Raw genomic sequence first — 21,838 nt, 5'->3', positions numbered from 1 at the left:
AGCTGAAAAGGCTGTTTATAGCTTAAAACGTTGATTATGATGTTGTTTTCTTTTTTGGTATGTGTTTTGGCTTTTATATAGTAACAAGGTTAGCGGACAATTTTTTTTTCTCATACCCAATTAAAAATACCACCTCCAAAATAGCGTAAATTATGGTTTATGAAAACAATACTCTCGAGTTATTAAAAATCATGGAGATTAGAAAAGTAACTGGCCAAGTTTCTTTTGATACCACTTCGACGGATCTGACTTTTGTTTGGAATAGGGGCTTATCAATGACAATTATGGTGAATCAGATCGTTTACGAGCTACTGGAAAACGATATTATTATCCTAACCAGCCATCATCAGATTGAAAACATAGGTTTTGAATCGGCTAGGTTAATAAAATTCAATCTTCCTTTTATAAATGATATTGGCAGTGAAGTTGAAAACAGTTTAAAAGGGACATTGTTTTTTAATGTAACGAGTGTACCAATATTATCCATTGAAGAGAGCGAACTTCATGCTTTCGAAAATTACTGGGATGTTTTTTGCAAAGAGATGAAATCTAAAGACAATCTGCAATACGATATGCTGCAGTCTATTTTAAAGCAGCTTATAATTCTATGTGCTAGGAAATTAAAAAAAGAAAAGATTTTTATAAAGACTCAGCCGGAAGCCGATATTTTGAGAGAGTTTCGATTTTTGGTCGAAAATTATTTTGTAAAACATCACGATGTGGCTTTTTATGCTTCAAAACTGAACAAATCTCCCAAAACATTATCCAATTTGTTTTCTTCCTTATCAGATCGTACTCCAATAGATATCATTCACGAAAGGATTATGGTTCACGCGCGCAAACAGATTTTTTATACAACAAAATCGATTAAAGAGATTGCCTACGATTTGGGTTATGAAGACATTCAAACCTTCAGCAGGTTTTTTAAAAATAAAGAAGGGTTATCTCCAATGCAGTACAGGGAAAGAACAAGACTATCGTCAAGTTAGTATTTTTTTAGACCTTTAGATGCTAAAATTACATCAGGGAAAAATAGTTAATTCATCGGGAAAATTAGTTTAATAGATTGTTTTTCAGGTAGTGCATCTTTGTAATGTAACATTTACACTTTTAGATTAACAATCAAAATTAACCCTATGAAAACAACTTACCACACAAAAAAAATCAACGGAGTTGAAATTTTTTACAGAGAAGCAGGAGACAAAAAAAATCCAACTTTAGTATTATTGCATGGTTACCCAACTTCTTCTCACATGTTTAGGAATTTGATAAATGACTTATCAGATAAATATCATTTAATAGCGCCTGATTATCCAGGTTACGGAAGAAGCGAACAACCTCCAATAGCTGATTTTAAATACACTTTTGAAAATATCGCTTCTATCGTAACTTCACTTTTAAAAGAATTAGATATTCAAAAATACAGTCTGTATTTAATGGATTATGGTGCACCAATTGGTTTTAGGATTGCAACTGCTAATCCTGAGAAAATTGACAGCTTAATTATCCAAAACGGATGTGCTTACGAAGAAGGTTTAGAAACGTTTTGGGATCCTTTTAAAGTATATTGGAAGGACATCAACAACAAAGAAGCAGAGAATACTTTGAGTGGCTTTCACAAACCAGATGGGTTAAAATGGCAGTACACGCACCATGTGCCAGATCCAAGTGTAATTTCTCCTGATAACTGGGAAATAGATTTAAGACACTTGGAACGACCAGAAAATAATGAAATTCAATTAGCCATGTTTTATGACTATCAAACGAACGTAAAATTATATCCACAGTTTCAGGAATATTTCAGAAAATACCAGCCCGAAACACTTATTGTATACGGAAAGGACGATTACATTTTCCCGGGTGTAGGAGCAGAAGCATTTAAAAAGGATTTGAAAAATCTTGAGTTTCATCTTTTTGCTACAGGACATTTTGCTTTGGAAAGTTTTGGAGAAGAAATAGGAGCATTAATTGAAGATTTCTTGGACAGAAAAGTTTCTAAATAAGAATATCGTTTTTAATTAAAAACAGCTAAAATGGAAAAGAAATATCCGTTACCGCCATTTACTTTAGAAACGGCTCTGGAAAAAATACAATTAGCAGAAGACGCTTGGAATAGTCAAGATCCAGAGCGTGTTTCTAAAGCATATACCATAAATAGTGAATGGCGCAACAGATCGCAATTCATTAACGGACGAGATGAGATTGTAGCGTTTCTAACTGGAAAATGGCAGAAAGAGTTAAACTACAAACTCAAAAAAGAATATTGGGCACATACCGATAACCGAATTGCAGTTCGTTTTGTTTATGAATATCAAAACGAACAAGGTAAATGGTTTAGAGCGTATGGTAATGAAAATTGGGAATTTGATGAAAATGGTTTAATGCAGAGACGATTTGCGAGCATAAATGATCTGGAAATCAAAGAAGAGGATAGAGAGTTTCAATAACTTCGTATAGTTTTTATAAACCAAATTTAATACTGTGATGAATTCAGATAGTATGCAGTCTACTAAAGTCAGTCATAAAACTAGCAGCATTGACTCGATAAAAATTGCCTATCGTGAAGCTGGAGAAATTGGAAATCCTGTTTTGCTGTTATTACACGGATTTCCTTCTTCTTCGCACATGTTTCGCAATGTAATACCGTTGCTGTCAAAACATTTTTATGTAATAGCTCCTGATTTGCCTGCGTTTGGTTTTAGCGATATTCCAAATCCGGAAGTATTCAAATATAGTTTTGAAAACTATTCTAATCTTGTTTCTCGTTTTCTGGAAAAGTTAAAGATAAACAAAGCCAGTTTTTATCTTTTCGATTATGGAGCTCCTATCTTAATGCGGGTATTCATGAAGCGTCCCGAAATGATTGAGATGCTTATTTTTCAGAATGGAAATATTTACAATGAAGGTGTCGGAGATGTTTTAAAAGAAGTCAGCAGATTGTATAGAGAAGTTAATTTTGAAAGTTTCATCAAACTAAAAAGATTCTTTGAATATGATTATACAAAATGGGAATATCTAAACGGAGTTCAGGATGTTTCTAATATTTCTCCAGAGGCTTATAATTTGGATCAGTTTTTAATGGATCGGGAAGGAGTGAAAGCGATTCAAATGGAATTGAAAGGCGATTATAAAACCAATGTTGCTCTTTATGACATCTGGCAGGATTTTTTAAAACTGCTTCAGCCGAGAACATTGATTGTGTGGGGAGAAAATGATGAGGTATTCAAAAAAGAGGGAGCACAAATGCTTCATGAAGATCTAATTTATTCCAAGTTGGTATTCTATCCAACAGGCCATTTTGCACTTGAAGAATTTGCAGAAGATATTGCAGATGAAATAATAAAGTACTGGTATTTAAAATTTTAAGTCGTTATGAATCTCTATACTGAACTTTTCTTTTTATTTTTAATGGCCGTTATTGGAGGAGCAGTGAATGTTTCTATTGGAGGTGGCTGGTTTATTATTTTTCCAAGCTTAATTTTTAGAGGAATTCAGCCGGTTACAGGGACTGCAACAACGACAATTATTCTTTGGTCTGGTTTTTTAGCTTCGGCAAAACCAACAAAGAAAACAGCAGAAATCTCTAACAAGCATTTTCGTTATATGCTTTTTGCCTGTACAGTTGGAGGTTTAACTGGAGCTTTTCTTTTAATCGCATTTTCGCATAAAGTCTTTGAAACTATAGCACCTTTTTTGTTGCTGTGTTCTTGGATTCTTTTTACATTTTATAATCGCATACAAGAGTATTTTGATAAGAATTTTGCAGTTCAGAAAGAGTTCAATTATTCTAATTATAAATTGTTAGCCCTTTTTATATTAGGTGTTTACGGTGGTTATTTTGGTGCAGGAATGGGAATGATTATTTTTCTTTTATATCGTTTTTATGGAATCAAAAATAACGACACTTTAGAAAGATTGGCATTGGTATTAGTTGGAGCTAATAACGGAATTGCAATTCTTATTTTTGTTTTATCAGGATTAATTTTCTGGCCTTTTGCTCTTGTAATGATAGCGGGTTCAATTTTAGGAGGTTTTATAGGAAACGCATGTAAAGGAAAAGTCAATATTCTACTAATCAAAAGAAATGCAGTAATAATTGGAGCAACAGTTACACTTTATTTTTTAGTTTAAATTTAAAACATTATGAATTATCAAGAATTAGCGTTTAGCGATGCCATAAAAGAAATTCAGGAAAAAAAGGGAAGCAGAAGCAGTTACGACCGAATGCAAAAGATGTCTTATACTGATGGATTGACAGATTCTGAAAAGGCATTTATAGAAAGTCAGGATAGTTTTTATATGGCTTCTTATGGAGAAAATGAATATCCGTACATACAGCACCGAGGAGGTCCGCAGGGATTTGTAAAAGTAATCGATGCTGATACAATCGGAATTATTGATTTTGTTGGCAACAGACAGTATATTTCTGCCGGAAATATTTCCAAAAATCCAAAAGTAGCTATTATTATGGTTTCGTATCCGCACAGAGCCCGTTTAAAGATGTATGCAGAAGCACAAATTTTATCCGTTGAAGATAATCCGGATTTATTCGAAAAACTAAAACCAGAAGATTATAAGTTTCGTCCGGAACAAATAATGATTTTTAAAATCAAAGCTTACGACTGGAACTGTCCACAACATATTACACAACGTTATACTGTTGCAGAAATTAAAGAAGTATTTGATCTTCAGAAAAAACATATTACAGATCTTGAACAGCAGATTAAAGATTTGGAAGCGCTTCTTTCTAAAAAATAATATTCTAATGTTTTCTGGATTATTATAATTCGTCAGAGCTTATTTCCTGCACATCTAAAATATTTTTTTCAAAAGTCAATTGAATTACCGTTCCATTATTATTTTCAATAGAAAAAACAGCATCTAGATCTTCGCATAAACCCTTTATAAGGCTCATGCCAAAAGAAGTTTTTACCTTATTGTCATTTATCGGAATTCCTATTCCATTGTCTTTTACGGTTAAAGTATACTGATCAGACTCGGTTGAAATTAATGAAAGTGAAATGATTCCGTCACGGTTGTCGGGAAAAGCATATTTTAGGGCGTTCGTTACCGCTTCGTTTATAATTAAACCCACTGGAATAGCTTGTGTTACTTCAAGTTCCAGTTCCTCTATATCAATCACAAAACGAATGTGCTGATTAGAATGAAAAGAATCTCTTAAATATTCTACTAATTCATTGATGTAAATCGGCATATTGATAGAAGCGATATTTTCAGACATATAAAGCTTTTGATGAATTAGTGACATCGCATGAATTCTAAGCTGACTGCTCTTAATGGTAGAAAGTGCAAGGTCGTCTTCAATAAATTCGGTCTGAGAATTGAGAAGACTCATTACGGTCTGAAGATTGTTTTTTACTCGATGATGAATTTCTTTTATTAGCCATTCTTTTTCCAGTACTAAATTTTGAAGACTTTTATTCTTAAGACTGATTTCCTTTTCTTTAAGCTCTAATTTTTTATTGTTTTTTTGTTTCAATTGATAATGGTTATAAAACAAACCAATTATAATGAAAAGCAGTAAAATGATTCCAATAGAAAAGTTAATCAGCAGTTTTGATTTATCTAATTCGGTTTCCTGTAATTTACTTTTAACTTCTAAAGTATTAATGCTTTCTTCCTTTTTCAAAGTTTCGTATTGAATTTTAAGCTCTTCAATTTTTCGGTTCTTTGCTATATCATAGAGAGAATCATGAATTTTGGTAAAATTCTGGTAATGTTTCATTGAAGAAGCATAATTTCCATTTATTGAGTCTATTTTGAATAAGGCAAGTTCTAGTTCTTGAAACTTTACGGTATGATTCATTTTTTCTGCTAAACTGGCGACTTTATCAGCGTAGATTGCTGCTTTGAGAGCATTTCCTTTTTTAGCATAAAACAAAGACATTTTTGTATAACCAAATAATATAGAAATTACTGTTTTAGGTGTAATTATCATTTGGGCATATTTATCCATTTCGATATAGAATTTCTCTGCTTTTGCATAATTTTTCATTTCTTCATATGAAGTTGCTTTAGCATAAGAAAGATAATAAGAATCTAAAGTATTGGTTGGAGGATAATTATCTGTTAAAGCAATATAATGAAGGGCTTCTTTGTATTTTTTTTCCAGACAGAGTGTTTGAATTATTAGATATAAACTTTTATACCAGCTGCCACTGTTGATTCCTTTTGTACGTTTATTAAAACTTTTTTTAAATAAATTTATAGCTTCTTCATTATGCTCTAATGCACTATAGACGCTTCCCAAACGAAGATAAAAATTGTCGGCGCAAATCAGGTCATTAGTCCCTTCCATTGTTTTTGTGCCTTCAATGGCATAAACAAGTGCTTTTTTCAAATCATTTTTGATGGTGTATATATAGGCTAGTGGAGCTGTGGTATAATGTGTATGTAGAAATCCTATTTGTTTTTGGAGTTCCAAGGCTTTTAAAAGCTCTTTTTCAGCAAGATCGATATTACCTGCCCAAAAATGAATGGTAAGAATCTTCATGAGCACTTCAATCTCTAATTCTTTCTGATGTAAAGATTTATAAATAGACATTGCTTCTGTCAAGATTTTTTCTTTATCGGGATCATTTATTGCAAGATAAGTTCCTTGATTATTTAAAATATCTGCTAAAGATTTTGGATCTTTTAATATTCTATTTTCGTTTACAACTTTAGAAAAGAGTCTTTTACTTTCAGACGCATTATCTGCCTGAGTATAATATTTCGCTAATAATGTATTGCTTTGAAGTTTCCATTTTAAAATACCAAGGCTGTTACTCAAATCAATAGCTTGTTTGATGTAAGAAAGTGATATTTTAAGATCGTGCTTTTTTTCGCCCGGCATAAAAAGATAGTAACTTCCCAAATGCAAAAACAGCTTTATTTGTTCTGTTTTTTCTAATTTAGGAAGTAGTTTAAGGGCAGCAGGTATATTATTTTGATCCACCATTTTGATAGCGCGCTGCGATTCTCCTTCATCATCATTATAATTTTCATCAAATGAAAATGAAACAGGAAGTTTGTTTGCAGTACACGCTAAGACCATGGCGCTGTCAATATCAATAGTTCCCTGACTTACCGAAGACAAATACATGGCAGTTGATTTTATAAGAAGTCTCTGTTTGTCGATATTGTAAGAGACTTTATTTAATTTACCCTGACTCTGACCTTGAAAAGAGATAACTATAAAAAAAATCAAAAAATGGAATGCCTTCATGTTTATAAAAGAGGATTAATTCTTGTTTTAAGGAACTGTTAAAATTAAACTAAAAAGGGCACAATCAAAAGTATGGCTTTAAGATTAAATAAAATTTATTTATAAGAGTTTTGTTTTTGTAAATTATTGATTGTCAGTTTGATTTTTATTATTTTGATAAAATTCAAGGAATAATTTAGCATTACAATAAAAGAACCTTTTTTTACTCGTTTTCTATTTTATTAATAAAATGCTTATTATCTTTATTTCCTTAATTCATTAATGGAAAGTGCCTCTGTTCCCCCTAAAATATAGCGTATGGAATTTCAAAAAAATGCTGCAAATGATCAGATGAAAATACTTATTGTTGAAGATCAGTTTATTGAGGCAAATGATTTACGATATATACTTCAGAAAGCAGATTACCAAGTGATAGGTGTTGCTAAATCAGTATCTCAAGCTTTAGAATTGATCGAACAGGAAAGGCCAGATCTGGTTTTCTTAGACATCCGTTTGAGAGGAAAGGAAACAGGTATTGATCTGGCTAGAGAACTAAATAAGAACCATATAGGTTTTATATATTTATCTGCAAATTCTAATAAATCAATATTGGAGGAAGCAAAAAAGACACATCCTTACGGTTTTATAGTGAAACCTTTTAGGCCTAAAGATGTCTTGATTACTTTAGAAATAGCTTCCTATCGTCATAGACATTCGATCGAATCCCAATCACAGCAGGAAAATATCTTGAAAGAAAGTATTGAAACCATTACTTGTTCCACTTTAAAATGGGAACATGCATTAGTGGAGCTTGCTAAGGAGCTGCAGACTTATGTACCATTCGATTACATTCGAGCTGGTTATGTGAAAGATGATCCAAATCCTCTAGGTTTGATGCGAAAGAATTTTGATAATTATGAAGTTATTGATCATGAAAAATTCTCTAAGATAACAGGTAAAAGCAAACAGGAATTATTGGATCTAAAAGAAAATTCTCCTAAGCTTGAATTCCCGAAAATTTACGAAGGAGATGTTTTTAATCATGTATTTCAAAATTCTCCAATTAAGAGGATGGTTATACAATCCTTTGGACTTAAATCATTTCTAGCTCTTCCCGTACGTATCGAAAATAGAGGTGTTTTTAACTTTTTCTTTTTTAGCAGAAATCCAGCTGTTTATACCAATGATCATTTGTCAATTTTAACCAAATTGGAAACCATATTAGCGAAGTTTGTGGTTAAAAGGAATGATTTAAAAAGTGACAAACCTGTTAGCACTATAAAGAAAAAAATACCAGTTAAGACAGAAATAAATTCTCCTGAATTTTGTTCTATGATTGGGAGCAGTGAAAAAATACTTACTGTTTTTGACCACATTCAAAAAGTAGCACATTCTGATACTTCGGTTTTAATACTGGGAGAAAGTGGTACAGGAAAAGAAAAAGTAGCGCAAAGTATTCATCAGTTATCGCCTAGGAAAAATAAACCGTTTGTTGTGATAAATTGTGGAGCGGTTCCTGATAACTTGGCAGAATCACTTTTTTTTGGTCATGAAAAAGGAGCTTTTACTGGAGCACTGGAAAGAAGAATTGGAAAATTTGAAGCAGCAGAAGGCGGTACCATATTTCTAGATGAAATTGGAGAAATGCCAATGCTGATGCAGATAAAACTCCTGAGAGTACTGCAGGAAAAAGAAATTGAGAGAGTAGGAAGCAATCTGCCTATTAAAGTTAATGTTAGGATTATCGCAGCAACCAACCGTAATTTGGAAGAGGAAATAGCAGCAGGCCGTTTCAGACTTGATTTGTATTACAGACTTCATGTTTTCCCTATTACTGTTCCTGCACTTAGAGAAAGAAGGGATGATATTCCAGCATTGGTATCCCATTTTATGGATTCATTTAGTAAATCTTCAGCCATAAAAATACCTCAGATTACAGATCAGGCTTTACAGCAGTTGATAACTTATGACTGGCCTGGAAATATAAGAGAGTTGGAACATATTGTGCAGCGTGCTATTTTACTAAATGCTGATTCAGTAATTAAAGAAATTCCGCTGCCAAATGCTTCTAAAAGTTCAAGTGAAGAAAAGACACAGGAATTCTTAGTTCAAAGCATTCATGACAATGAACGGGATTATATCACGTATATTTTAAAAAGATGCAAAGGGAAAATTTCAGGAAAAGGCGGTGCAGCTGAGATCTTGAATATTCCAGCTTCGACTTTATACTCTAAAATGAAAAAATTAGGTGTAAACAGCTTGAATCAATAAAAAGGGGAATTTTTTTTCCACTAAAGGGAATTCAGAAAAGCAGACAAAAATTGGTTTAATGATAAAGTAAGTGAAACTCTATTTGTTTAAAAAATAGTAATCAAGAGAATATTTCCCTGGCCCTACAATTGTTATAAACAAGAAACAGATGCTATAAATAAAAGGAACATCTTTCACGGCTATTGGATCGTTGAAATGAACCATAAAATACCCGCTTAAAGTTATTGCTAAAATAGGGAGTGTGGCCACTTTTGTAAATAATCCTACAGCGATAAATAAAGGCATAATGACATTAGCGACAATAGCAAAAGCCTGATTGAAGAAATCTGGCAATCCTAAGGGATTCGGCACTATTTCAGCCATTGTCACACCTATGCCGATTTTTTTTAAACCGTGCGCTATTAATAGTTCTAAAGCTATGGCTACTCTAAAGAAAAGTAAACCAAAATGGCTCAAAACGCCATTTTTGCACATAAATGCGAAAAATCTTTTTTTCATAGTTTTTGGATATCAGTTGTAATTAAAATTAAAGTCAGAGACGATTTAATCAGTCTCTGACTATTGTAATTTAGATTTTAGTGTTTTATAACTGTACGGGCATACTGAATTCCAATTCCATACGCACCTCCATATTTCACGATTAAATCGGTTACTGGTTTGTAAGTTTCACTTCTAGCCCAGTCACGCTGTAATTCCAAAATATATTGCAATGAAGTAATTGGTCGGGCACCCGCTTGTACCATTCTTGTAACGGCCATTTCGTGTGCTTCTTTTGAGACATCTCCGCTGGCATCTGTGATAACATAAACAGTGTAGCCTTCGTTAATGGCAGACAATACTGGACCAACAATGCAGACACTGGTCCATAAACCTCCCATAACTAATGTCTTTTTACCTTTGCTTGTCGCCGCTTTTTGAGCGTTGACATCTTCCCAGCAATTCATAGTTGTACGGTCGATATAATTTGAGGAGGCTTTAGGATAGAATTCTTGTATCTCTGGAAATACAGGTCCGCTGAAAGTTGTTTCGGCTACTGTAGTAACTACAGTTGGAATATTAAATATTTTTGATGTACCTGCTACTAATGCCGCATTGTTTCTTAATAATTCAGAATCTATATTTTTTGTTGCAAACGCCATTTGACTTTGATAGTCAATTAGAATCAAGGCATGATTGGTTGGGTTTAATAAACTTGGACTAGGTTTTTGTGCTAATAGAGCCGTTGTTCCTACTACTAAAAGTACTGTTGATAGAATTTTTTTCATGATTTAATTTATTATAATTAGTTACGATTATTTTAAACTTTCATTGGCTGCACGCACTATAACATCAGCTACGGCTTTAGCTTGTGAAACATAAACAGCGTGACTTGCTTTTATTTCAGTCACTTTAGAATGGGCTCTTTTTGCCATGAATCGTGCTCCTTCAATAGGAACGGTTTGATCATCTGTTGCAACGATATACCAAGAAGGTTTATTTTTCCAGGAAGCTTTGGTGATGGGCGCTACAAATGCTGACGCAGCGATTGGAACTTGTGAATCATAGAGAAAATCAGCTTTTTCTTTACTTAAATCAGCACAGAATCCAGAATGAAATTTTGCTTTTCCATACCATATAAAACCGTCAGCGGTTGGCGCTTCAATTCCAGAGTTTGGTGTTGGAGGACCACTTTTCACCAGTTGTAATAATGTTTCCCCTGCGTCTGGTACAAAAGCAGCAATGTAAACCAGACCCGCAACTTTATCAGAGTCTCCAGCTTCTGTAATAATAGCACCGCCATAAGAATGGCCAACAAGTATAATTTGTCCTTCTATACGGTCAATGGATCGTTTTGCGGCGGCCACATCTTCAGTAAATGAAGTATTAGGATTAGCCGTAATGCTGACATTAAAACCTTTCTTTTTTAAGATTTTATAGACTTCTTCCCAGCCAGAACCGTCAGCAAATGCACCGTGTACCAATACAATATTTTTCACCTGCTTTTGAGCAGATACAGTATTTACTGATAGTGATAGTAAAAGAATAAACAGTATTATTCCTAAGCTCTTTTTTAATTGTACGACATCTTTCATGAATTTAAGTTTTTGAATTATTATTTCAGTTATGTTAAGAATATCATTACAGATACTCAGGATTCAATAGCCAATTTTTGATCCTTTTGTTGTCAACTACTGTAAACTGTAGGTTCGCTAGTTTTCTGAGGTTTTTTTTTTGACGAAATAGAAAGACTTATAGAAAGATTTCGCCGATATAACGTAAATCGCAATCCTGTTCTTTACAATGGTTTGATTATGAGATTTGTGTACTTCTTTCGTCGAATTCTTAGAAGAATGTTTAAAAGGAAAAATTGCTATCTATTAGGGAAAATATGACTACTAAATGCATTTTTAGAAAGGAGAAATTTGAAAGTTTAATTTCAGTACAATGTGTTTGATTAACTATTAGACACAGCAGTTTAGTACTGATAAAGCCATATTTAGTATGAAAAATCAAGTTTATTACAAGAATGTAGAAATTAACGGAGTTACTATTTTTTACCGTCAGGTAGGAAATCCAGAAAAACCAGTATTGTTATTATTGCACGGTTTTCCTTCATCATCACACATGTTCAGAGATCTCATGAATGAGCTTTCTGATTCATTTTATTTAATAGCACCTGATTATCCAGGATTTGGACAGAGTGATGCTCCAGATGTAAAAGAATTTCAATACACATTTGATAATTTATCAATTGTAATTGAAGCTTTTATTGATGCGCTTAAGCTTAAGAATATCAATTTTTATGTGCAGGATTATGGAGGTCCAATAGGATATAGAATTGCCTCACGCAGACCGGAACTGGTTCAGTCTTTTATTGTACAGAATGCAAATGCTTATATAGAAGGCTTAGGAGAAGCACTTGCTCCGCTTGCAGCTTATATTGAAAATGATACGGACGAAGCAGAACGAGGCGCTAGAAAGTTCCTTGAATTTGAAGCTACCAGATGGACGTATTTAGACGGTGCTTCTGAACCCGAAAAAATCAGTCCGGACAGTTATTCTTTAGACCAATATTACTTAAATCGGCTGGGAAATGATTTGATCCAGCTGGCTTTGTTTAAAAATTATGGAACTAATATCGCTTTATATAAGGAATGGCAGGATTACTTTAAAAAAATGCAGCCTAAGATGTTAATTATATGGGGGAAAAATGACAAGATGTTTATAGAAGCTGGTGGATGGGCATATCGAAATAATTTACCAAATGCTGAAATTCATCAATTAGATGGCGGTCATTTTTTACTGGAAGAATACCATTTAAAGATGGCTGACTTGATTAAAGATTTCTATAACAAATAATGTTTTGTACTAATGAAATCAGATTTTTAAATACCAAAATTCGATTTTAACATTGTTTAATCCTTGTTGGTTTCAGTATTGGAAAGTAAAGAATGTAATAATGCATAAAAGAGCTGAAACATAAGCAACGTTTCAGCTCTTTCTTATTTTTAAGATCTTGGCTTAGGTAAATTTCTATCGTACATGATGATCGTCCCTGCCACAGCGACATTTAAACTTTTTTCAGATTTAAATTTTACCAGATGATGGCATTTTTCCATTGATTTTTTAGATAAACCATGATCCTCAGCTCCAAGTAGATAAACACATCGCCTTGGATGTTCGAATGTTTCTAAGTCAACAGCTTTATCCGTTAACTCAACACCAACCAATCGTGCTCCTTTAGGTAAATTTTCGAAAAAAGCTTCAAAAGTATCATAATGGAAATAAGGAATTGCTTTCACGGCATCATGAGTATCACAAGCTTGTTTTGCATATCGATTTCCTATGGTAAATATAAAAGTAGCGCCTAAGTTTTGAGCTGATCGCCATAAAACGCCTAAATTCTCAGGCGTTTTTCCATTTTGTATTCCTATGCCGAAATATTCATTTATAAAATTATCATTCATAGAGGCAAAAGTACAAACTGCAATTACATAAATCAATATTTTATCAAGAGGAAGAGGCCGTGTTTTTTTATTTTATAATCTAAGAAATGCTAAAGTTCAAAAGAATAGTGAAATAACCATTTTATAATGAAGGTTTTACAATTAGAATAAATTGTATCAAAAAAAGATTATTTATATAAATATGTTATTTCCAATAAAAATGTGAATGGTCTACAGTGATTTTTTTAGTTAAATAAATATCTGAATTATTCTATAAAACTGTTAAAATGTTTAATTTAAGATAATATAGTATTGGCTTAGGATAAAATATGGTTGGATTATTTTGCTAATTGCTTCTAATTTTACAATTGTTAAAACATTCAATAAGCTAAGAATTATTGGCTATTTTTGATAAATGTGAATTTTACACAATTAGATATGTTTTAAACTCTTCTGGCTTAAAGTAAAACCAAATATTAAATTTTTTTGAATATGAAATTATCTAGACTATTACTATTTACATTGTTGAGTTTTGGCTCCATACCAACAACTGCTTTGTGGGCACAAGGTGGAGATCAGATTCTGGATGGCATTGGCGAAACAGGATTGATTGCTCGTTATGTGTTTGATGGCGATGTAAAGGATTGGTCTCGAAATAATCTGCATGGTACAACAGTAGAGTCAAAAGTGAAATTTGAGAATGATGCTCAATTTGGAAAAGTACTTTCTTTGACAGCAGGCAGTAATGCTTATGTTACGATTCCAGGAAGTGTATTTGCAAATGAAGAATCGTTAAGTATTTCAGGATGGATTTATTTGCTTTCTGATCAGCGAAATCAGCATTTTTTTGATTTTGGAAAGAATACTAAAACCCATTTTTTTGTTGCTCCAACTGGAAGTAAAGAAAAATCTAATCTGCAAACAGAAATTACGACAATAGGAGAAAAGTATAAGACTGATGGCCCCGTTTTAGAAACTAATAAATGGGTTCACTTGGTAGTTGTAATTGATATTCCATCAAAGTCTTTGAATACTTATGTAAATGGTGTTTTAACGAGAACAACTAAAATTGCAAAATTAAAACTAGATCAATTATTTGATTCTAATACAGCAAAAAATAATGTGTTAAATATTGGTAAATCAATTTCGCCTGAAGATCCGTATTTAAAAGCAAAATTACATGATTTTAGAATCTATAGAGTTCCGTTAACAGAAAAACAGATTGGAAAAATTTACCATAATTCTTTAAAAAGTGAAGCTGAAGAAGAGGAACCAGAACAGCCGACAGGCGATCTGCCAAAATATCCAACGGGAACACCTCAATTGTATAATCAATATTTAACCGGTATTTCAGATATCAAAGTACAGACTGTAGTTGGTGATCTTCCTAGATTACCCGGAACTTTAAAAGGAATATATGCTAACGGAATTGAAGGCCCTGAAGTTAAAGTAATTTGGCCTGAACCGACGGATAATATTTCTGTGTTAAAAGCAGGACAATATACTGTCACTGGAATAGTTTCGGGAACAGATTTAAAACCTAAAGCAGTTGTCAAAGTACAAGCGACAAAAGCAGCTGCACCACCAGAACTTAAGCTAAAAGCTTTTGAATTAGATGAAGTAACATTAAGCTCAGATTCTCATGGACATGATACAAAATTTATTGAGAATAGAGAGAAGTTCATCAAAACACTTGCAGTAACAAATCCAGATTCGTTCTTGTATATGTTTCGCAATGCTTTCGGACAAAAACAACCCGAAAATGCAGAAGCTTTAGGCGTTTGGGATACACAGGATACCAAACTGCGAGGTCATGCAACAGGACATTATTTGACGGCAATTGCGCAGGCGTATGCAAGTACAGGATATGACAATGCGTTACACGAAGATTTCGCAAAAAAAATGAATTATCTGGTCGATACGCTTTATGATTTGGCTCAACTATCTGGAAAACCTCAAACAGCTGGAGGAGTTTCAGTATCAGATCCTACAGCGGTTCCTTTCGGCCCAGGTAAAACAGCCTATGATTCTGATTTAAGTACCGAAGGAATTCGCACCGATTATTGGAATTGGGGAAAAGGTTTTATCAGCGCTTATCCACCAGATCAATTTATAATGTTGGAAAAAGGCGCTAATTACGGAGGACAGAAAACGCAGATTTGGGCTCCCTATTATACTTTGCACAAAATTTTGGCTGGTTTATTAGATGTTTACGAAGTAAGCGGTAATGAGAAAGCGCTCGAAATATCCAAAGGAATGGGGGATTGGGTGTATGCTAGAATGAAAAAATTACCTAATGAAACGCTAATCAGCATGTGGAACAGATATATTGCTGGAGAATTTGGAGGAATGAATGAAGTGATGGCACGCCTTTACCGAATCACCAATGAGAAACAATATTTGGAAGTAGCGCAGCTATTTGACAACATCAAAGTATTTTACGGCGATGCAAAACACTCAAACGGATTGGCTAAAAATGTAGATACTTTCCGTGGGTTGCATGCCAATCAGCATATTCCACAGATTGTGGGTGCGCTTGAAATGTATCACGATTCTAAAACACCTGAATATTATCACATTGCTGACAATTTTTGGTATAAAACTACAAACGATTATATGTACAGTATTGGAGGAGTTGCTGGAGCTAGTAATCCTGCCAATGCAGAATGTTTTATCAGTCAGCCGTCAACAATTTACGAGAACGGATTTTCTGCAGGCGGACAAAACGAAACTTGTGCGACTTACAATATGCTGAAATTGACCAGCGGTTTATTCCTTTACGATCAGCGTGCGGAGTATATGGATTATTATGAAAGAGGCTTATACAATCATATTTTGGCTTCGGTAGCAGAGAATACACCTGCCAATACTTACCATGTTCCTTTGCGACCAGGTTCAATAAAACAATTTGGCAATCCAAAAATGGATGGTTTTACGTGTTGTAACGGAACAGCTTTGGAAAGCAGCACCAAATTGCAGAATTCAATTTATTTTAAAAGCATTGACAATCAGTCGTTATATGTTAATTTATATGTTCCATCAACAGTAAAATGGAAAGAAAAAAATGTAACGATAGAACAGACGACTTCTTTTCCAAATGAAGATCATACACAATTAACGATAAAAGGAGAAGGAAAATTTGATTTAAATGTACGTGTACCACATTGGGCAACGAAAGGATTTTTTGTAAAAATAAATGGAAAAGAGGTCAAAGTAAAAGCGGTTCCTGGAAGCTATCTTACTTTAAACCGTAAGTGGAAAGACGGAGATAAAATTGAATTACGTATGCCTTTTCAATTTCATTTAGATCCTGTAATGGATCAGCAGAATATTGCCAGTTTATTTTATGGGCCGGTTTTATTGGCGGCTCAGGAAACAGAACCGCTTAAAGAATGGCGAAAAATAACTTTAGATGCCAAAGATTTAAGTAAATCAATAAAAGGGGATCCGGAGAAATTAGAATTTGTTGTTGACGGAATTCAATTTAAACCATTTTACAATACATACGGACGTCATTCGGTTTATCTGGATGTTACTTTAAAATAGATTGAAATAAAAAACAAGACCAAAACCAAACAAAAAACAAACTAAACAAGCATAAACAAAGATGGGAAACAAAAAATACAGACTTGGTTTATTATTATTTTTGGGCTGTACACTAAGTATTCAGGCTCAGGATTATTGGAGTAGAATTGAACAAAAAACACCTTCTTTGGGTATTGCAGAAGTTTATCAAAAAATAAATACACCTGCTTTTCAATTAAAACTGGTAAAAGCATCGCAGACAGTTGCAGGTTTAAGACCCATTAAAAACTTAAACTTTGATTTTACGCCTAGTGACCGACTTGAAATTAGAGATAAAGATGGATTGTATCATCTTGGAGATATTAATTTAAGAATTAAAGAAGGCAACGGCGATTGGCAGAGTTATTCTACAGCAGCAAAACGAGCAGCGGTTACTCCTTTGGAAACTTCATCAAAAATCTTAGCGGCGGCCGATTTAGCAAATACTTTACCGGCTAATATTCCGGTAACAATCAAACGTTTTTATGAACTTGATGGTAATCAATTGGTAATGCGATTTGAGATTACAAATAAATCAGATAATCCTATTGAGATTGGCGCATTGGGTATTCCAATGGTTTTTAATAATATTTTAGAAGGAAAATCACTGAATGAAACCCACGCTCAAAATGTATTTTTTGATCCCTATATCGGAAGAGATGCTGGGTATTTGGAAGTAAAAAGATTAAGCGGAGAAGGGCCTGCATTAGTAGTGCTTCCAAAAGAAAATATGCCTTTTGAAGCGTATCGTCCGTTATTGGATGATCCGACGCCGAGAAGTATTGTTTTTGAAGGTTTTCACGAATGGATGGTCTACAGTAAAGCTTACGCAGAAAATGAGTGGAAAAATGCACAGCAATGGAATACACCGACTTCATTAGTATTGAAACCGAAAGAGTCTAAAAACTTCTCTCTAAAACTCGTACTTTCTGAAGGAATAGAAGACATCCAAAATACGCTTGTAAAAGAAGAACTTCCTGTTGCAACCAGTATTCCGGGATATGTATTGCCTCAGGATATTAAATCACAATTGTTTTTGAATTATAAAAGCGAGGTAAGCTCATTTGAAATTGAACCTAAAGGAGCATTGCAAATCAAAGAAGAAGGAAAAACGTCAAAAGGTTTAAAAAAATATAGTGTTCATGGTGTAAAATGGGGACGCGCCGTATTGACAATCAATTATAAAAATGGTATAAAACAAACCATCAATTATAAAATTATCAAACCTGAAAATGAAGTGATTAAAGATTTCGGTCATTTCTTAACCACAGAACAATGGTTCGATCAGCCGGATCCAATTTTCAAAAGAAATCCTTCGGTAATTAGTTACGATTATGAAACCAAAAAACAACTGACTCAAGACAGCAGGGCTTGGGTGGCTGGTTTAAGTGACGAAGGCGGAGCAGGAGGATGGCTTGCAGCAATTATGAAACAGCATATTCAGCCTGATAAAGAAGAAATCAAAAAATTAGAGCAATTTGTTGATAAAACACTTTGGGGCAATATTCAGTATAGCGAAGGAAAAAATAAATATGGGGTTAAAAAAAGTGTTTTTTATTATGAACCAGACTCTCTACCAAAAGGTACTTATAGCTCAGATGTAGATTATAAAACTTGGGCGGCCTGGAAACATAAAGAGGCAAACGATCCGGGAAGATCTTATAACTATCCTCACGTCGCGGCTGCTTATTGGACATTGTATCGATTAGCGAGATACAATAAAGATTTGGTGGAAACCAGAACTTGGGATTGGTATTTAAAACAAGCTTACCATACTTCAATTGCAATGACACAACTGGCACCTTATTATGCTCAGTTTGGTCAAATGGAAGGTTCTGTATTCCTGTTGATTTTGGAAGACTTGAAAAATGAAAATATGACCGAAATGGCCACTGATTTGGAAGCAAAAATGAAAGAAAGAGCCAATCATTGGAAAGCATTGGATTATCCTTTTGGAAGCGAAATGCCTTGGGATTCTACTGGTCAGGAAGAAGTATATATCTGGTCGGATTATTTTGGTTATGATGAAAAAGCTGATGTAACTTTAAACGCAATTTTAGCTTACATGCCAACAATGCCTCACTGGGCGTATAATGGTAATGCACGTAGATATTGGGATTTCTTATACGGAGGAAAATTATCTAGAGTAGAACGCCAGATTCATCATTATGGATCTTCTTTAAATGCAATTCCAGTTTTGAGACAATACAGAAAAAAATCGGATGATTTGTATTTATTGAAAGTAGGTTACGGCGGTCTTCTAGGCGGAATTTCAAATATTACCGAAGACGGATTTGGTTCTGCCGCTTTTCACTCTTATCCAACAGAGTTAAGAATTGATTATTTGTCAGGAGATTACGGTTCCGGTTTTTATGGTTATGCAGTAAATACAGCAACTTACATTACAAAAGATGCTGATTTAGGCTGGCTGGCTTTTGGTGGTAATGTTACTGTAAAAGGCGATTTAGTAAGCGTAAAATTAACTACAGCTGCAAAATCTAAAGTATTCTTTGCACCAAAACAATTGTGGTTAACATTAGATGCAGGAACTTTTGATACCATTACTTATAATACAAAAACAGAGGAAGTTGAAATTACTTTGAGCAGTAAAAACGAATTCACTCCAAATGCTTATTTAAGAATCGATAAAGATATAAAGCTTTCTTATCCAAAAGTGAGAGGGGCGTATGAAATACCGTTGACCAATAAAGCGACTAAAATTAAATTATAATATAAATGCATTTAAAATCAAAAAAACACTTTCTCAAAGGATTTTTACTGGGACTATTTGGAATAGGGATCAGTTTAAATGTTGCAGCTCAGAAATTTGACAAATTTTTCCCAAAGAAAGATTTAACCACTGTTGGAGTCTATTATTATCCTGAACATTGGGATCAAAGCCAATGGGATCGTGATTTGAAAAAGATTTCAGAAATGGGTTTTGAATTTACTCATTTTGGAGAATTTGCCTGGGCGCAGTTAGAACCTCAGGAAGGCGTTTATGATTTTAAATGGTTGGATAAAGCGGTAGAAATTGCAGCTAAATATAAACTCAAAATTGTAATGTGCACCTCGACCGCTACACCGCCTGTGTGGCTGGTTAGAAAACATCCGGATATATTGGCAACTTATGAAGATGGCACTAAAACAGATCATGGTTCGAGACAACATGCTTCATTTTCAAGTAATTATTACAGAAGCTATTCTTTAAAAATGATTGAAGAATTGGCAAAAAGATATGGAAATAATAAAAATATTATGGGCTGGCAGGTCGATAATGAACCTGCCCGTTTTCTGGATTATGGAGCCGATGCACAGCATCGTTATCGAAATTGGCTAAAAAACAAATACAAATCGATTGACGCCTTAAATGTTGCTTGGGGAAATAATTTTTGGAGTGGCACTTACACTGATTTTGAACAAATTAACATTCCGCTTCATAAAGAATGGGGAATGAATTTACATTCGCAATTGGATCATTATCGATTTGCAGATGAAGAAACAGCCACTTTTCTGGATTCGCAGGCCATTACAATTCGAAAATATGTAAGCAAAGACCAATGGATCACTTCTAACTACAGATCCAATTACAATGAAAGTTTTGTAGGAATGAGTAAAGAGCTGGATTTTGATTGTTACACGCGTTATTTGGTTTACGGGGGAAGTTTAGGAATCGGTTCGCAAGGGTATCGTTTGGGAGATTATTCCAGTATCGGAATGTCAAATGATTTTTTTCGTCCTTTAAAAGGAATGTACGGTTGTATGGAATTACAGCCGGGACAAGTCAACTGGGGAAGTATAAATCCGCAGCCAATGCCGGGAACTGTACGTATGTGGCTGTGGCATGTTTTTGCAGGTGGCAGTAAATTTGCCTGTACGTATCGTTTTCGCGCGCCATTGTACGGTTATGAGCAATATCATTACGGGATTGTTGGTACAGACGGAGTAACACCAACTCCTGGTGGTTTAGAGTTCAATCAATTTATTAAAGAGATAAATACGCTGCGCAAAATGTATGATGCTAAAGCAGCATTGCCAGATTATTATTTGAAACGCAAAACGGGAATTTTGTTTAATGGGGATAATGTGATGGGAATCGACTTAAACAAACAAACCAAGGAATGGAACACCATTGGACATTTTCTGAAATATTATAAAGCCACTAAATCTTTTGGTGCACCCGTTGATTTTGTGAGGGATTTGACGGATTTTTCTAAGTATCCTTTCTTGATTGTTCCTGCTTATCAGATGATTGACCAAAAAATGATTGACAAATTGACTTTGTACGCTAAAAATGGTGGAAACTTGGTGTTGAGCTGCCGATCTGGAATACAAAATCGTTTGGGACATCTTTGGGAAGCTAAGTTTTACGAACCGATGTGGAGCTTAATAGGTTCTGAAATAGAATCGTATGATTTATTAATGCCACAATCTCCGGGAGTAATAAAGTTCAATAATCAGGAATTTGCATGGACTAGCTGGGGCGATTTATTAAAACCGAATAAAGAAACGGAGGTTTGGGCAACTTATGGAAGTGAGTTTTATGCTGGAAAACCAGCTGTTATTTCTAGAAGTTTAGGTAAAGGAACGGTAACTTACATTGGCGTAGATTCTAAAAATGGAGAACTAGAAAAACAAGTATTGCGAAAACTATATCAAAAGCAGAATGTAGCAATAGAAGATTATCCTGAAGGTGTAATGGTAGAATATCGTGACGGTTTTGGCATTGCAGTCAATTATTCTGATAAAATCTACGAAATCAATTTACCAAAAAATGCCAAGGCAATTTTCGGAAACAACGCTGTAAAAACTTCTGATGTATTAGTTTGGAAATATTAATATCATTTAAAAACGCTTCAACTTAATTTTA

General features: G+C 34.0%; 16 protein-coding genes. 11 read left to right on the top strand and 5 right to left on the bottom strand.

Annotated elements, in window-relative coordinates; genetic code table 11:
- Nucleotides 1-191: 191 nt before the first annotated feature.
- From P2W65_RS19100 to P2W65_RS19075, 6 genes are all read left to right on the top strand, one after another.
- Complete coding sequence (locus P2W65_RS19100; protein WP_289660077.1) at nt 192-989, top strand: AraC family transcriptional regulator; 798 nt, start codon at nt 192-194, stop codon at nt 987-989.
- A gap of 147 nt (nt 990-1,136) precedes the next feature.
- The gene (locus P2W65_RS19095; protein WP_289660075.1) at nt 1,137-2,003 is read left to right on the top strand and encodes an alpha/beta fold hydrolase; all 867 of its coding nucleotides are present in this window, start codon (nt 1,137-1,139) and stop codon (nt 2,001-2,003) included.
- Nucleotides 2,004-2,033: 30 nt separating this feature from the next.
- Nucleotides 2,034-2,447, top strand: a complete 414-nt coding sequence (locus tag P2W65_RS19090) for a nuclear transport factor 2 family protein (RefSeq protein ID WP_289660073.1) — start codon at nt 2,034-2,036, stop codon at nt 2,445-2,447.
- A gap of 37 nt (nt 2,448-2,484) precedes the next feature.
- Complete coding sequence (locus P2W65_RS19085; RefSeq protein WP_289660070.1) at nt 2,485-3,366, top strand: alpha/beta fold hydrolase; 882 nt, start codon at nt 2,485-2,487, stop codon at nt 3,364-3,366.
- Nucleotides 3,367-3,372: 6 nt separating this feature from the next.
- Nucleotides 3,373-4,131: a sulfite exporter TauE/SafE family protein gene (locus tag P2W65_RS19080; RefSeq protein ID WP_289660067.1), complete on the top strand. Its 759-nt coding sequence runs from the start codon at nt 3,373-3,375 to the stop codon at nt 4,129-4,131.
- 12 nt (nt 4,132-4,143) lie between these two features.
- On the top strand, nt 4,144-4,758 hold the full coding sequence (locus P2W65_RS19075; protein ID WP_289660065.1) for a pyridoxamine 5'-phosphate oxidase family protein: 615 nt from the start codon (nt 4,144-4,146) through the stop codon (nt 4,756-4,758).
- A gap of 22 nt (nt 4,759-4,780) precedes the next feature.
- On the opposite strand, the gene P2W65_RS19070 is transcribed toward P2W65_RS19075, so the two are convergent.
- Nucleotides 4,781-7,228, bottom strand: a complete 2,448-nt coding sequence (locus tag P2W65_RS19070; RefSeq protein ID WP_289660062.1) for a tetratricopeptide repeat-containing sensor histidine kinase — start codon at nt 7,226-7,228, stop codon at nt 4,781-4,783.
- A 297-nt stretch (nt 7,229-7,525) separates the two neighbouring features.
- Between P2W65_RS19070 and P2W65_RS19065 the strand changes: the two genes are divergently transcribed.
- Nucleotides 7,526-9,478, top strand: coding sequence for a sigma 54-interacting transcriptional regulator (locus P2W65_RS19065; protein ID WP_289660059.1), 1,953 nt, complete (start codon nt 7,526-7,528; stop codon nt 9,476-9,478).
- Nucleotides 9,479-9,556: 78 nt separating this feature from the next.
- Here the strand turns inward: P2W65_RS19065 and P2W65_RS19060 are convergent, their stop codons facing one another.
- The 3 genes from P2W65_RS19060 to P2W65_RS19050 all read right to left on the bottom strand — a co-directional run bounded on the left by P2W65_RS19060 (nt 9,557) and on the right by P2W65_RS19050 (nt 11,550).
- Complete coding sequence (locus P2W65_RS19060; protein ID WP_289660056.1) at nt 9,557-9,976, bottom strand: DoxX family protein; 420 nt, start codon at nt 9,974-9,976, stop codon at nt 9,557-9,559.
- Nucleotides 9,977-10,053: 77 nt separating this feature from the next.
- Entirely contained in the window at nt 10,054-10,743 is a 690-nt protein-coding gene (locus P2W65_RS19055) for a hydrolase (protein ID WP_289660053.1), read from the bottom strand.
- A gap of 27 nt (nt 10,744-10,770) precedes the next feature.
- A complete protein-coding gene (locus P2W65_RS19050) occupies nt 10,771-11,550 on the bottom strand; it encodes an alpha/beta hydrolase (protein ID WP_289660052.1) in 780 nt (259 codons plus the stop codon).
- 409 nt (nt 11,551-11,959) lie between these two features.
- Between P2W65_RS19050 and P2W65_RS19045 the strand changes: the two genes are divergently transcribed.
- Nucleotides 11,960-12,817, top strand: a complete 858-nt coding sequence (locus P2W65_RS19045; RefSeq protein ID WP_289660051.1) for an alpha/beta fold hydrolase — start codon at nt 11,960-11,962, stop codon at nt 12,815-12,817.
- Nucleotides 12,818-12,966: 149 nt separating this feature from the next.
- Here P2W65_RS19045 and P2W65_RS19040 read toward each other — a convergent pair whose 3' ends face one another.
- Complete coding sequence (locus tag P2W65_RS19040; protein WP_179006082.1) at nt 12,967-13,425, bottom strand: RNA methyltransferase; 459 nt, start codon at nt 13,423-13,425, stop codon at nt 12,967-12,969.
- Between the two features lie 471 nt (nt 13,426-13,896).
- Between P2W65_RS19040 and P2W65_RS19035 the strand changes: the two genes are divergently transcribed.
- From P2W65_RS19035 to P2W65_RS19025, 3 genes are all read left to right on the top strand, one after another.
- On the top strand, nt 13,897-16,950 hold the full coding sequence (locus tag P2W65_RS19035; protein ID WP_289660049.1) for a beta-L-arabinofuranosidase domain-containing protein: 3,054 nt from the start codon (nt 13,897-13,899) through the stop codon (nt 16,948-16,950).
- A 61-nt stretch (nt 16,951-17,011) separates the two neighbouring features.
- Nucleotides 17,012-19,699: a DUF5695 domain-containing protein gene (locus P2W65_RS19030; protein ID WP_289660048.1), complete on the top strand. Its 2,688-nt coding sequence runs from the start codon at nt 17,012-17,014 to the stop codon at nt 19,697-19,699.
- 5 nt (nt 19,700-19,704) lie between these two features.
- On the top strand, nt 19,705-21,807 hold the full coding sequence (locus P2W65_RS19025; RefSeq protein WP_289660046.1) for a beta-galactosidase: 2,103 nt from the start codon (nt 19,705-19,707) through the stop codon (nt 21,805-21,807).
- The last annotated feature ends 31 nt before the right edge of the window (nt 21,808-21,838 follow it).

The organism is Flavobacterium panacagri (genome assembly GCF_030378165.1).
In the GTDB taxonomy this organism is placed as follows: Bacteria; Bacteroidota; Bacteroidia; order Flavobacteriales; family Flavobacteriaceae; genus Flavobacterium; species Flavobacterium panacagri.
This window is presented reverse-complemented; position numbering and strand designations above follow the sequence as displayed.

Coding starts and splice junctions, on each gene's coding strand:
- P2W65_RS19100 (WP_289660077.1), top strand. CDS start 192: ATGGAGATTAGAAAAGTAACTGGCCAAGTTTCTTTTGATACCACTTCG.
- P2W65_RS19095 (WP_289660075.1), top strand. CDS start 1,137: ATGAAAACAACTTACCACACAAAAAAAATCAACGGAGTTGAAATTTTT.
- P2W65_RS19090 (WP_289660073.1), top strand. CDS start 2,034: ATGGAAAAGAAATATCCGTTACCGCCATTTACTTTAGAAACGGCTCTG.
- P2W65_RS19085 (WP_289660070.1), top strand. CDS start 2,485: ATGAATTCAGATAGTATGCAGTCTACTAAAGTCAGTCATAAAACTAGC.
- P2W65_RS19080 (WP_289660067.1), top strand. CDS start 3,373: ATGAATCTCTATACTGAACTTTTCTTTTTATTTTTAATGGCCGTTATT.
- P2W65_RS19075 (WP_289660065.1), top strand. CDS start 4,144: ATGAATTATCAAGAATTAGCGTTTAGCGATGCCATAAAAGAAATTCAG.
- P2W65_RS19070 (WP_289660062.1), bottom strand. CDS start 7,228: ATGAAGGCATTCCATTTTTTGATTTTTTTTATAGTTATCTCTTTTCAA.
- P2W65_RS19065 (WP_289660059.1), top strand. CDS start 7,526: ATGGAATTTCAAAAAAATGCTGCAAATGATCAGATGAAAATACTTATT.
- P2W65_RS19060 (WP_289660056.1), bottom strand. CDS start 9,976: ATGAAAAAAAGATTTTTCGCATTTATGTGCAAAAATGGCGTTTTGAGC.
- P2W65_RS19055 (WP_289660053.1), bottom strand. CDS start 10,743: ATGAAAAAAATTCTATCAACAGTACTTTTAGTAGTAGGAACAACGGCT.
- P2W65_RS19050 (WP_289660052.1), bottom strand. CDS start 11,550: ATGAAAGATGTCGTACAATTAAAAAAGAGCTTAGGAATAATACTGTTT.
- P2W65_RS19045 (WP_289660051.1), top strand. CDS start 11,960: ATGAAAAATCAAGTTTATTACAAGAATGTAGAAATTAACGGAGTTACT.
- P2W65_RS19040 (WP_179006082.1), bottom strand. CDS start 13,425: ATGAATGATAATTTTATAAATGAATATTTCGGCATAGGAATACAAAAT.
- P2W65_RS19035 (WP_289660049.1), top strand. CDS start 13,897: ATGAAATTATCTAGACTATTACTATTTACATTGTTGAGTTTTGGCTCC.
- P2W65_RS19030 (WP_289660048.1), top strand. CDS start 17,012: ATGGGAAACAAAAAATACAGACTTGGTTTATTATTATTTTTGGGCTGT.
- P2W65_RS19025 (WP_289660046.1), top strand. CDS start 19,705: ATGCATTTAAAATCAAAAAAACACTTTCTCAAAGGATTTTTACTGGGA.